14 protein-coding genes are annotated in these 12256 nt (G+C 65.0%); 12 read left to right on the top strand and 2 right to left on the bottom strand.

The window, feature by feature from the left end:
* Window positions 1–342 precede the first annotated feature (342 nt).
* The 3 genes from rplS to ACZ5CM_RS02085 all read left to right on the top strand — a co-directional run bounded on the left by rplS (window position 343) and on the right by ACZ5CM_RS02085 (window position 1938).
* A complete protein-coding gene (gene rplS, locus ACZ5CM_RS02095) occupies window positions 343–726 on the top strand; it encodes a 50S ribosomal protein L19 (protein ID WP_464640828.1) in 384 nt (127 codons plus the stop codon).
* 11 nt (window positions 727–737) lie between these two features.
* Window positions 738–959, top strand: coding sequence for a 50S ribosomal protein L31 (gene rpmE / locus ACZ5CM_RS02090; RefSeq protein ID WP_464640827.1), 222 nt, complete (start codon window positions 738–740; stop codon window positions 957–959).
* A gap of 169 nt (window positions 960–1128) precedes the next feature.
* Window positions 1129–1938: a division plane positioning ATPase MipZ gene (locus ACZ5CM_RS02085; protein WP_464640825.1), complete on the top strand. Its 810-nt coding sequence runs from the start codon at window positions 1129–1131 to the stop codon at window positions 1936–1938.
* A 28-nt stretch (window positions 1939–1966) separates the two neighbouring features.
* On the opposite strand, the gene ACZ5CM_RS02080 is transcribed toward ACZ5CM_RS02085, so the two are convergent.
* Window positions 1967–3199 (bottom strand): adenylate/guanylate cyclase domain-containing protein, encoded by a 1233-nt coding sequence (locus ACZ5CM_RS02080; protein WP_464640823.1) that lies wholly within the window; start codon window positions 3197–3199, stop codon window positions 1967–1969.
* Window positions 3200–3281: 82 nt separating this feature from the next.
* Window positions 3282–3719: a MarR family winged helix-turn-helix transcriptional regulator gene (locus ACZ5CM_RS02075; RefSeq protein ID WP_464640821.1), complete on the bottom strand. Its 438-nt coding sequence runs from the start codon at window positions 3717–3719 to the stop codon at window positions 3282–3284.
* Between the two features lie 130 nt (window positions 3720–3849).
* Between ACZ5CM_RS02075 and fahA the strand changes: the two genes are divergently transcribed.
* The 9 genes from fahA (at window position 3850) to ACZ5CM_RS02030 (ending at window position 12173) form a co-directional block, all read left to right on the top strand.
* A complete protein-coding gene (gene fahA / locus ACZ5CM_RS02070; RefSeq protein WP_464640819.1) occupies window positions 3850–5106 on the top strand; it encodes a fumarylacetoacetase in 1257 nt (418 codons plus the stop codon).
* Between the two features lie 91 nt (window positions 5107–5197).
* Entirely contained in the window at window positions 5198–6148 is a 951-nt protein-coding gene (locus tag ACZ5CM_RS02065) for an MBL fold metallo-hydrolase (protein WP_464640817.1), read from the top strand.
* Between the two features lie 80 nt (window positions 6149–6228).
* Window positions 6229–7842 (top strand): FAD-dependent oxidoreductase, encoded by a 1614-nt coding sequence (locus ACZ5CM_RS02060; protein ID WP_464640815.1) that lies wholly within the window; start codon window positions 6229–6231, stop codon window positions 7840–7842.
* A gap of 5 nt (window positions 7843–7847) precedes the next feature.
* Complete coding sequence (locus tag ACZ5CM_RS02055) at window positions 7848–8048, top strand: DUF2783 domain-containing protein (protein ID WP_464640814.1); 201 nt, start codon at window positions 7848–7850, stop codon at window positions 8046–8048.
* 4 nt (window positions 8049–8052) lie between these two features.
* Window positions 8053–8595, top strand: coding sequence for a VOC family protein (locus tag ACZ5CM_RS02050; RefSeq protein WP_464640813.1), 543 nt, complete (start codon window positions 8053–8055; stop codon window positions 8593–8595).
* A gap of 99 nt (window positions 8596–8694) precedes the next feature.
* Window positions 8695–9336 (top strand): maleylacetoacetate isomerase, encoded by a 642-nt coding sequence (gene maiA / locus ACZ5CM_RS02045; RefSeq protein WP_464640811.1) that lies wholly within the window; start codon window positions 8695–8697, stop codon window positions 9334–9336.
* Between the two features lie 242 nt (window positions 9337–9578).
* Window positions 9579–9851 carry a lipid-A-disaccharide synthase N-terminal domain-containing protein gene (locus ACZ5CM_RS02040; RefSeq protein WP_464640810.1) on the top strand — a complete coding sequence of 91 codons (273 nt, stop codon included), beginning with the start codon at window positions 9579–9581 and terminating at the stop codon, window positions 9849–9851.
* A complete protein-coding gene (locus ACZ5CM_RS02035) occupies window positions 9848–11422 on the top strand; it encodes an ArnT family glycosyltransferase (protein WP_464640809.1) in 1575 nt (524 codons plus the stop codon). Before ACZ5CM_RS02040 ends, ACZ5CM_RS02035 begins: the two co-directional genes overlap by 4 nt.
* Window positions 11415–12173, top strand: a complete 759-nt coding sequence (locus ACZ5CM_RS02030; RefSeq protein ID WP_464640808.1) for a glycosyltransferase family 2 protein — start codon at window positions 11415–11417, stop codon at window positions 12171–12173. The genes ACZ5CM_RS02035 and ACZ5CM_RS02030 overlap by 8 nt, the downstream gene beginning before the upstream one ends.
* Window positions 12174–12256 lie beyond the last annotated feature (83 nt).

Genomic DNA, 12256 nt, shown 5'->3' with positions numbered 1-12256 from the left:
CCCCAAATACTCCGGGGAGCGCGAGGGGCAGCGCCCCTCGCCCCCACCCTTCACCCCCGGCCCGAATCCGGGGTTGATCCGCTGCCCCATCCCGCCTATACGTCCGCCGTTCGGAATCGCCCCGTACCTCATCGGCGTGCGGCTCCGGGCCGATGGATCGTTGCCAGATCGGCGCAACCGGCTTTCTTCGGCCACCCCGCGCCGGGCAGCAGACCGGGACGGAACAAGGAAACCGACGACCTGAACTCCGGCGGGCGCTGCATGCGGACCCGGTGAAGACCAGGAGCTCTGAGGCGCGAGACAACTTCGTGGACCAACCACGAGCAAACCAGGAGACTTGCGATGGACCTGATCGCACAGCTCGAGGCGGAACAGATTGCCGCCCTGGGGAAGAAGATCCCCGATTTCAAACCCGGTGACACCGTGCGCGTGGGCTACAAGGTGACCGAAGGGTCGCGCTCGCGTGTGCAGAATTACGAAGGCGTCTGCATCAGCCGCAAGAACGGCAACGGCATCGCCGGTTCCTTCACCGTGCGCAAGATCAGTTTCGGCGAAGGGGTCGAACGCGTCTTCCCGCTCTACTCGACCAATATCGAAAGCATCGAGGTGGTTCGCCGCGGCCGTGTCCGCCGGGCCAAGCTCTACTACCTGCGCTCGCGCCGGGGCAAGTCGGCCCGGATCGCGGAAGATACCCACTACAAGCCCAAGGCAGGCGCAGAGTCGTAAGGACCGGACCGATGAAAAAAGACACTCATCCCGATTACCACCTGATCGATGTGAAGCTGGTCGATGGCACCATCGTGAAGATGAAATCCACCTGGGGCAAGGAAGGCGACACGCTGTCGCTTGAAATCGATCCCAGCGTGCACCCGGCCTGGACCGGCGGCGGTACCCGCCTGATGGATGCCGGCGGCCGCGTGTCCAGGTTCAAGAAGAAATACGAAGGTCTGGGTTTCTGACCCGGCCCGATCAGCGAAACGACAGGCGCCGCCCCCCGCAAGAGGGGCGGCGCTTTCTATACCAGGGAAAGATCCGGTTTCCCCTGTCTGGCGCTTCCAATCACCGGCCCCACAACATATAGTGCGGGCAGATGCCTCGGAACCGGGACCAGCAGGGCGCGAACAGGCCATGGCGCATATCATCGTCGTCGGAAACGAAAAGGGTGGGGCGGGAAAGTCCACCGTCTCCATGCATATCGCCACCGCGCTTGCGCGGCTGGGCCACAAGGTCAATGCACTCGACCTGGACCTGCGCCAGAGATCGCTCAGCCGCTACGCGGAGAACCGGCGCGAATTCATGAAGAATTCCGGGCTCGACCTGCCCAGCGCAACCTGCCACGACCTGCCCGAAATCGACCCTTCAGCCCTTCGCCCCGGCGAAAACATCTATGACCATCGCCTGTCGGCCGCGGTCGCAACGCTGGAACCGGACAGCGATTTCATCCTGATCGACTGCCCCGGTTCGCATACCCGGCTCAGCCAGGTGGCGCATTCGCTGGCCGATACGCTGGTCACGCCGCTCAACGACAGCTTCGTGGATTTCGACCTGCTGGCACGAACCGACCCGAGCGGAGAGAAGATCCTCGGTCCCTCGGTCTATTCGGAAATGGTCTGGAACGCCCGCCAGCTGCGCGCGCAGGCCGGGCTGAAGCCGATCGACTGGGTGGTGATGCGCAACCGCGTCGGCACCCAGCGCATGGTCAACAAGGAAAAGATGGAACGCGCGCTCAAGATGCTGTCGGCACGCATCGGCTTTCGCATCGCCCCGGGTTTCAGCGAGCGCGTGATCTTCCGCGAACTGTTCCCGCGCGGCCTGACGCTGCTGGATCTGAAGGATATCGGGGTCAAGCAGCTCAACATCTCGAACGTCGCCGCCCGGCAGGAGTTGCGCGACATGCTCAAGGCGCTGCGTCTGCCGGGGGTAGAGGTGTCGTTCTGACCCCCTTGCCGCCCAGGGGCCGCCTTTCTCAGGCGCGGCCAGTGCCTTCGTAGACCGTGAAAAGCTCGCGCGGCTCGGCCACACCGCGCATCATGTAGCGGCCCAGCGAGACCATGTCGTGCCGCCCCGGCGTGGCCAGGCGCCGGACCTCGTCCGACAGGATGAGATCCTGCCCAACGGTCCGATGCATGCCCGACAGGCGCGCGGTCAGGTTGACCGCCGGGCCGATGGCCGTGAAGTCCAGCCGGTTCTCGGCCCCGATATTTCCATAGAGAATCCGTCCGGCATGCAGCGCCAGCGTCGCCTCGGTCGCGGGCAGGTTGCGATCGCGCCGGGCACAGTTGCGCCCCGCCATGCAGCGCCGCAACGCCACCGCGGTATCCAGCGCCGCATCCGCCGCCTGCCCCATGTCGTCATGCCCGAACATGGCAAGCAGCCCATCGCCCAGGAACTTCAGGATATGCCCGCCATTCCGGTGAATCTCTTCCACCGCGATCCCGAAATAGTCGTTGAGCATCGCAATGAGATCGGATCCCGGAAGCCGTTCGGCCATCTGGGTAAACCCGTTCAGGTCGAACAGGCACATCACCGCGTCGATCTCGCGCAGCGACCCGCGCCGGAACTCGCCCGACAACACCCTTCGGCCCGCATCCCGCCCCAGGTAGACACGCAGAAGCTGCTGCGCCATCAGCCGGTTCGATGCCGATTTCAGGGCAAGCGCAAGATAGGGCTGCGCCCCCCGGATCAGGCCGAGATGCCGTTCGGAAAAACCGTCCGGCGCATCGGTGGTCCATGACATTGCCACCCCTTCCGGCAGATCGTCCAGGTCGACCCCGGCGGAGGGGTCGCGCCGCTCCAGAACCACCGAGGCAGCAAGATAATCCGTGGCGCCCCGGGCCTTCAGGTCGGCGAGAGCCGGGAATCTTCCGACCTCCGCCATTTCGTCAAAACGCATTCGCATTTCCGTCAGCCCGTTGCGAATCATGTGGTAGAACGGGCTGCGGATCCATTGTTCGCTCGGCTCTTCGGTAAAGGCGAAGGTTTCGCTGGTCACCCCGTCCGCCGGGCTCCAGATCACCGAGATGCCGCCATATTTGGGGTGAAACGCGCTTTGCGCCACGTGAAGACGCATCAGCGGCACGCCCAGCGCAACCAGCTTTTCGCAGTATCCGGACACCAGTTCCTGCTGGGTCGCCCCCATGATGCCCTGCTGCACCAGCCAGTCGCGCAAGGGAAGCGCCGCTTCACTGTCCATCGTCATGTTCACACCATTGGCACGGGATTTCACATCTGGGCACGAAAACCCGGAATTGCCAGAGACGGCACCGGAAATTTCCGCGCCCTCAGCCCATTCCCGCCAGGCGACGCAACATCACCCGCAACAGCGCGTTCTCCCCCCGCGTGAACTGGGCCGAAAGCTTCGCGTCGTATTCTTCGGCTATCCCGCGCAGATCGGCATAGACCGCCCGCCCCGCCGGCGTCAGCTCCAGATGCTCGGACCGGCGGTCCCTTTCGTCGCGCGTCCGGGTCAGAAAGCGGCGCTCGGCCAGCCGCTGCACGGCGCGGCTGATCTTGGTCTTGTGGATCTTCGACCGCTGGCCGATCTCCTTGGCCGTCATCCGCCCGTGAATGCCCAGATGGAACAACACCCGCCAGTCGGTTCGCAGCAGCCCGTAGCGGCTCTTGTAAACCCGCTGGAACGCCAATGAACTTTCCTCGGCCGCCTGGTTGAGCAGGAAGGGCAGGAAATTCTCCAGATCGAAGTCACCTTTTTTGTCCATTTCGGCCTCAAATCTGTTGTTAGTTACAAAAACAACTATTACCCCACCGCTGTCAACAGATGAAAGCGCGCGGCGAGTCGCCCTCCGGGCCGCATGGTCCCGGAGGGGAAGCTCGCAGGAGGAACAAGACATGACGCTGAAGCGAAGCTGGGTCGCATCGGCCAACGATGCCGACCATCCGTTTCCCCTGAACAACCTGCCCTGCGGGGTGTTTTCGACCGCAGGCACCGAACCGCGCTGCGGCGTGGCGATCGGGGACATGATCCTAGACATGGCCGCGGCCGAAGAGGCGGGCCTGATCACGCTCACCGACGATCCGCTTTTCGACGTGCCCTACTGGAACGACCTGATGGAGCAGGGTCCGGCGGTCTGGGCGGCGCTGCGCGAAAGGCTGACCGCCCTGCTGGCGGAAGGCGCGCGGGAACGGGACAGGGTCGAGCCGCTCCTCGTCCCGCAGGAGGGCGCCACGCTGCACATGCCCTTCGTGGTTTCCGAATATACCGACTTCTACGCCGGCAAACACCACGCCACCAATGTCGGCACCATGTTCCGCGGCCCGGAAAACGCCCTGCCGCCGAACTGGCTGCACATTCCCATCGGCTATAACGGCCGGGCCTCGTCGGTGGTCGTCTCGGGCACCGAGATCCGCCGCCCCTGGGGGCAGATCAAGTCGCCCGAGCACGACCGCCCCGCCTTCCTGCCCTCGCGCCGCTTCGACCTCGAACTCGAAATGGGCGCCATCGTCGGCACCGCGTCGGATGGCCCGATCACCGTGCAGGAAGCCGATGACAACATCTTCGGCTACGTGTTGCTCAACGACTGGTCGGCACGCGACATCCAGGCTTGGGAATACCAGCCGCTGGGACCGTTCCAGGCCAAGGCCACGGCGACCACCATCAGCCCGTGGATCGTGACCAAGGCCGCGCTCGAGCCGTTCCGCTGCGACACGCCTGCGCGCGAGGTCGAACTGCTCGACCACCTGAAGGACTGCGGGCCGATGCTCTACGACATCGACCTTGAAGTAACGCTCGCCCCCGAAGGCGGGCCGGCGACCACCATCGCCCGCACCAACTACCGGGAAATGTATTACTCCTCGGCCCAGCAGCTGGCCCACCACACCACCGCGGGCTGCCCGATGAACGTGGGCGACCTGCTGGGCTCGGGCACCATCTCGGGGCCGACGAAGGACAGCCGCGGCTCGCTGCTGGAGCTCAGCTGGGGCGGGAAGGAACCGATCACCCTGGACAGCGGCGAATCCCGCAGCTTCCTCGAAGACGGCGATACCATTACCCTGAAGGGCGCGGCCCGCGGCGACGGCTTCACCATCGGCTTCGGCGAGTGCACAGGCAAGCTGCTGCCGGCGCTCGAAGACCCCTACGCAAGGTAACGGCGCGCAGCGCTCTTCCTCTTGCCACAAATACTCCCGCCGGAGGCTCCCGCACTCTCCTCCGGCGCACAGACGGAAGGAACAGGAAAACATGGCAAAGGCATTCGCGTCGCAAGGCGACATGACCGAAAAGAAGATCAGCTTCACCGAGATCGGCGAAGGACTCTATGCCTTCACCGCCGAGGGCGACCCCAATTCCGGCGTCATCATCGGCGATGACAGCGTCATGGTGATCGAGGCCCAGGCCACGCCCCGCCTCGCGCAGAAGGTGATCGACTGCATCCGCAAGGTCACCGACAAGCCGATCACCCATGTGGTGCTGACCCATTACCACGCCGTCCGCGTGCTGGGGGCCTCGGCCTTCGGGGCGCAGCAGATCATCATGTCCGACATGGCCCGCGCCATGGTGGTCGAGCGCGGCCAGGAAGACTGGGACAGCGAGTTCCAGCGCTTCCCGCGCCTCTTCGAGGGGCATGAAAGCATCCCCGGCCTGACCTGGCCCACCACAACCTTCAACGACACGATGACCGTCTATCTGGGCAAGCGCCAGGTCAACCTGATGCACCTGGGCCGGGCACATACCGCCGGCGACATCGTCATCCACGTGCCCGACCAGAACGTGATGTTCACCGGCGACATCGTGGAATATCACAGCGCCTGCTATTGCGGCGACGGCCATTTCGCGGACTGGGGCGACACGCTGGACGCGATCAAGTGGTTCGACGTGGACGCCATCGCACCGGGCCGCGGAGATGCCCTGGTGGGCAAGGAGATGGTCAATGCCGCCATCGAAAGCACCCGCGATTTCGTGGAAAGCACCTATCGCCCGGCCGCCCGGGTCGCCGCCCGCGGGGGCTCGCTGAAAGAGGCTTGGGATGCGGTGCGCGCCGAATGCGATCCGAAATTCAGCGACTACGCGATCTACGAACACTGCCTGCCCTTCAATGTCAGCCGCGCCTATGACGAGGCCCGCGGCATCGACACCCCCCGCATATGGACCGCCCAGCGCGACCTGGAGATGTGGGAGCAGCTGCAGGGCTGATCCGTTTCGCGGCCCGCAAGGCCCGGGGCCGCATCCCGGCGGGTGAACGCGCGCACCCGCCGACCCAACCGGAGGAGAACATGAACAAGATCTTCGAAATCCCTCTTTACCCCTATGCGCGCAGCACCGATCAGGACGCTACCGCCCCGGTGCGCCACAAGGTGGTGGTGGTCGGCGCCGGGCCGATCGGCCTGGGCGCGGCAATCGATCTGGCCCAGCAGGGCGTCGAGGTGGTGATCCTCGACGACAACGACAAGGTCAGCTTCGGCTCGCGCGCGGTGTGCTATGCCAAGCGGCCGCTGGAGATCCTCGACCGGCTGGGCTGCGGCCGGCGCATGGTCGAAAAGGGGGTCGAATGGAACGTGGGCAAGGTGTTCTTCGACGAACGCCTGGTCTACGAATTCAACCTGCTGCCCGAGGACGGGCACGAATTTCCCGCCTTCATCAACCTGCAGCAATACTATTTCGAAGAATACATGGTGGATCGCATCCGCGAACTGCAGGCCGAGGGCGCGCCGATCGAGATTCGCGGCCGCAACAAGGTGGCAGCGGTCGGCGTGCATGACGATCACGTGGCGATCGAGGTGGACACCCCCGAAGGCCCCTACAACCTCGAAGCCGACTGGCTGATCGCCTGCGACGGCGCCAATTCCTCGATCCGTTCGATGCTGGGGCTCGATTTCATCGGCCGCGTGTTCGAGGACAACTTCCTGATTGCCGACATCATCATGGAGGCCGATTTTCCCACCGAGCGCTGGTTCTGGTTCGACCCGCCCTTCAACCGCGGCCAGTCGGCGCTGCTGCACAAGCAGCCCGACAATGTGTGGCGGATCGACTTCCAGCTGGGCTGGGACATCGACCGCGAGAAGGAAAAGAAGCCCGAAAACGTCATCCCGCGGCTCAAGGCGATGCTGGGCGAAGATGCGCAGTTCGAGCTGGAATGGGTCTCGATCTACACCTTCCAGTGCCGCCGGATGGAGAAATTCCGCCACGGCCGGGTGATCTTTGCCGGGGATTCCGCCCACCAAGTATCGCCCTTCGGGGCGCGCGGGGCCAACTCCGGGCTTCAGGACACCGACAACCTGTGCTGGAAGCTGAAGCTGGTGATCGAGGGCCGCGCCCCCGAAAGCCTGCTGGACAGCTATGATTTCGAGCGCATCCAGGGCGCCGACGAGAACATCCTGAATTCGACCCGCTCGACCGATTTCATCACGCCGAAGTCGGAAATGTCGCGGCTTTTGCGCGATGCGGTTCTGGACCTCAGCGAACGCTACGACTTCGCCCGCCCGCTGGTGAATTCGGGGCGGCTGTCGGTGCCCTGCATCCATGACGGCTCGCCGCTGAATTCGGCCGATGCGCTGGCCGGCGGCCCGGCCCGTTCGCGCCCCGGCGCCCCCTGCCCCGACGCACCGCTGGGCGACGAATTCCTGCTGCCGAAGCTGGGGGGGCGCTTCGTGCTGCTGACCATCGACGCCGACGCCCCCGACGTGATCGAGGAGGACGGGATCGAAGTTGCGCGCCTTGCCCTGTCGGTCAGGGACGACCCGACCATGGCGCTGAAGGAGCGCTATCTGGGCGAGGCGACCTCGGCGGTCTATCTGATCCGCCCCGACCAGATCGTCGCCGCCCGCCGCCCGAGCTACGACGACAACCTGATCCGCGCCGCGATCCGCCGCGCCACCGGCAAGGAGTAGGACCCATGGCCGAACTGATCCTGACCCCGAACATCGACAACCCGGACGATTTCTATGCCGAGCTTCTCGCCACCCATGAGGGGCTCGACAAGGCGGCGAGCGATGCGCTCAACGCCCGGCTGGTGCTGATACTGGCGAACCACATCGGCGACCGGCAGGTGCTGTCTCAGGCCCTTGCTGCCGCTGCCCTGAAAAAGGAGGACTGACCCCATGAAGATTCAACGGATTCACCACGTCGCCTATCGCTGCAAGGATGCGAAGGAAACGGTGGAATGGTACAAGAAGATGCTGAACATGGACTACACGCTGGCCTTTGCCGAGGATCGCGTGCCGTCCACCCATGAGGAAGATCCCTACATGCACATCTTTCTCGATGCCGGGAACGGCAATGTTCTGGCCTTCTTTGAACTGCCGACCAAGCCCGAGATGGGGCGGGACGAGAACACCCCCGTCTGGGTGCAGCACATCGCCTTCAAGGTGGCCGACCGGGACGAGCTGATGGCCTACAAGAAGCACCTTGAAGAAAACGGCGTGGAGGTTCTGGGCCCCACCGATCACACGCTGTTCCATTCGATCTATTTCTTCGATCCCAACGGGCACCGGATCGAGCTGGCCTATGACGATCCCGAGGCCGCGCCGCTGGCGGCCAAGGCCGCCGAGGTGAAGGAGGCGATGCTGGAAGAGTGGTCGCAGACCAAGCGGGCGCCGAAACACGCCGCGTGGCTGCACCAGAAGGAACTGAGCAGCGATTGAGGCTAGGTGGCCGAGCCCGTGTGCCGAAGGGGGCTCTGCCCCCTCGGCCTGCGGCCTCACCCCCGGAGTATTTCCGGCAAGAGGAAAGGGAATGGCTGAATGGGAGAGGTGATTCTCTACGACTACTGGCGATCGTCGGCGAGCTATCGCGTGCGCATTGCCCTCAATCTGGCGAACATTGCCTATCGCCCGGTTTCCGTCGATCTGGTCGAGGCAGAGCACAAGTCGCCCGAGCATCTTGCCCGCAACCCGCAGGGGCTGGTGCCGGTGCTTGAAATCGACGGGCTGCGGCTGACGCAATCGCTGGCGATTCTGGATTATCTCGACACCACCCGCGGGCTTGGATTGCTGCCCGAAGGGCCGGCCGAACGCGCCCGTCAGATGGCGCTGGCCCATGCCATTGCCGTCGATATTCATCCGGTGTGCAATCTTTCGGTGGTGAAACATGCCATGGAGATCACCGGGAACCGCGATGGTGTGCGGGAGGCCTGGATGCGGCGCTTCATCCGTCCGGGCCTGCTGGCTTTCGAGGAAATGCTGGGGCAATGGGAGCAGGCCCCGTGGTGCTGCGGCGCGCGACCGGGGATGGCCGACATCTGTCTGATCCCCCAGATTTACAACGCCCGGCGCTGGAAGGTGGACATTTCCGACATGCCCCGCCTGCTGGGGGTGGAAGCCGCCAGCGCCGATCACCCGGCCTTTGCTGCCGCGCACCCGGATGCGGTGAAACCGGCCGGCTGAGTATTCGCCCTGGGACAGAGATTTGCAGATTTCTCCGGCCACGGCCGCCTTCGGCGGCTTTCCGACCACACGGGAAAAATCTGGTTGAAACGCTACCGGCAGGGTAATAAGCGGCGCAGGGACGTCAGAACCGGACAGGCAATGCGCTCCCGTGCCTCGCGGGACACCGGGACATGGCTGCCCAGGCGCCGCGGGCGCCGCGGGGCACATTGCCGGTTTCACGAAAGGAGCGCCGGATCACCATGTCTGAAACCGTCTGGATCGGCATCGGCCTGCTTGGCCAAGTGTTCTTCACCTCCCGTTTTCTCGTGCAATGGGTGGTCAGCGAACGCCGCAAGGAAAGCGTGATTCCCATGGCTTTCTGGTGGCTGTCCATCCTTGGCGGGCTGACGCTTCTGGCCTATGCGATCTGGCGCATGGACCCGGTCTTCATCCTTGGCCAGTCCTTCGGCGTGATCGTCTATGGCCGCAACCTCATCCTGATCTTTCGCAAGCGCCGGGAGAGCGCCCAATGACCCGAACCTGGCCGGTATCCTGGACCGTGGCCGCATTCATGTCCGTCGCCGTGATCGGCATTCTTCTGCGCCCCCTGCTGCCCATCGACGAAACCCGATACGTTTCGGTCGCGTGGGAGATGTACCTGAGCGGCGACTGGTTCGTTCCCACCAAGAACGGCGAGATCTATACCCACAAGCCGCCTCTGCTCTTCTGGCTGATCAACCTTGCCTGGATGGTTACCGGCGTCAGTGAATTCGCCGCCCGGCTGGTCGCGCCGCTGTTTGCCGGGGCGACCATCGTCCTGACCGCACGCCTGGCCGGCGAACTCTGGCCCGGCGACCGGCAGGCCGCGCGCCGGGCAGCCATGGTCCTGGCCGGGATGACGATCTTCGGCGCCTATGGCGGGGCGACGATGTTCGACACCATGCTGGCAACCGCCACGCTGGTCGGGCTGCTGGGGCTTTTCCGTGCCTTGACGCGTGGCGGGTGGGGATACTGGGCGCTTTACGGCTTCGGCATTGCCTTCGGTATCTACGCCAAGGGGCCGGTGATCTTCTTTCACCTGATCCCCGCGCTGCTGCTCTATCCCCTGTGGCTGGAGCGCGACCGGCGCCCGCCGTTGAAGTCGGTGCTGGCGGGTTTCGGTCTTGCCCTTCTGGTCGCGCTTGTCCTTGTCGGGCTGTGGCTGGGGCCGGCGCTGATCATGGGCGGGCCGGAATATCGCGAGGCGGTGCTGTGGAAACAGAGCGCGGGACGGGTGACCAACGCGTTCGCCCATGCGCGCGCGTGGTGGTTCTACCTGGCGGTGCTGCCGGCAATCCTGTTCCCGTGGTTCTGGGTTCCGGCCGTCTGGCGGGCCGCCCTTTCCGCCCGGCTGGAGCCGGGGTTGAAATTCTGCCTGTCCTGGGCGCTGGGCAGCGGGCTTCTGTTCGGTCTCATCAGCGCCAAGCAGCTTCACTATCTTCTGCCGGTGCTGCCGGCGGTGGCGCTGATGATCGGCCGCATCCTGCCCGACGACGCCGGGCGCGCGCGCTGGCCCGTGGCGATCGTGCCGGTGATCCTGACCGTCATCGCCGTGGTCGCGATCGATCTGGGGGTGGGCAATGTCGAGGACGCGCAGCGCTTCCTCTCGCCGGGTTGGGCCGTCTGGGTCTGGGCTGCGCTGGTCATCGGGCTGTGCGTTCTGGCGGCGCGGCTGCCGGTTCTGGTCGGCAATTTTGCCCTCGGCCTGGGGATCGTCCTGTCGTTGAATGTGCTGCTTGGCATCTCCGACCCGCGCGAGACCTACGACACCAGCCGGATCGGCGCGATTCTGGCCGAGCGGCAGGAAGAGGGAATCGCCATGAACCAGGGCGGCTATCATGCCGAGTTCAACTTCACCGGCCGCCTGAGGCGCCCGCTGGACATCATCACCACCGAGGATGCCGTGCGGGCCTGGGCGAAGGAACATCCCCGCGGCGTCCTGGTCGGCCAGCCCCGGTATTCGACAATTCCGTGGGAGCCCCGAAAGGTTCTGGTCTTCCGCAACAAGGATTACGGCATATGGTATGTCGAGGATGCGCCGGCCGGGATTGCGGGAGATGAGTGAACGGGACGAAACGATCAGCGTCGTGATCCCCGCGCGGGACGAGGAAGCGGCGATCGAAGGGCTGGTGCGGGAAATCTCGGCGGCGCTGAGCGAGCGCGAACACGAGATCATCGTCGTCGATGACGGGTCCACCGACGGGATGCCGGAAGTGCTGGACCGGCTGGGCGCCGTGATCGGCACGCTCAGGGTGCTGCGTAACGAACGGTCGGTTGGGCAGTCGGGGTCGGTCCGCCGCGGGGTCAAGGCGGCGCGCGGAGCGCTGATCGTGACGCTGGATGGCGACGGGCAGAACCCGCCCGACCAGATCCCCGTTCTTCTGGCGCCTTTTACCTCGGCAAGAGCCGGGCGGCTGGGGCTGGTGCAGGGTCAGCGCGCCGGACGCAAGGACACGCTGGCGCGGCGCTGGGCATCGGGTTTTGCCAACTGGCTGCGCTCGGCGGTGCTGAAGGACGGCGTGCGCGATTCGGGCTGCGGGTTGAAGGCGTTTCGGCGCGAGGTCTATCTGGATCTGCCGTTTTTCGACCACATTCACCGCTTCATGCCGGCGATGGTCCTGCGCGAGGGCTGGGACGTGTGCACCGTGGACGTGACCCATCGCCCGCGCGAGGGCGGGCAGTCGAAATACAGCAATATCGGGCGCGCATTGGTGGGCATTCCCGACCTGATGGGCGCGGGCTGGTTGATCCGCCGGTCGGGCCGGGCGGAGCGGGGCGTGACCCGCGATGTGGCGCATTATCTTCGGGCAGACTGAACCGGAGGCGAGGGCCGGAAATGGGGGGAAGGGGGCTCTGCCCCCTCCGGGCCTGCGGCCCGTTCACCCCCGGAGTATTTCAG

The sequence above is a fragment of the Piezobacter thermophilus genome (assembly GCF_055386745.1).
Note: the sequence above shows the minus strand (reverse complement) of the source record. Positions and strands in the feature narration are given on the sequence as shown.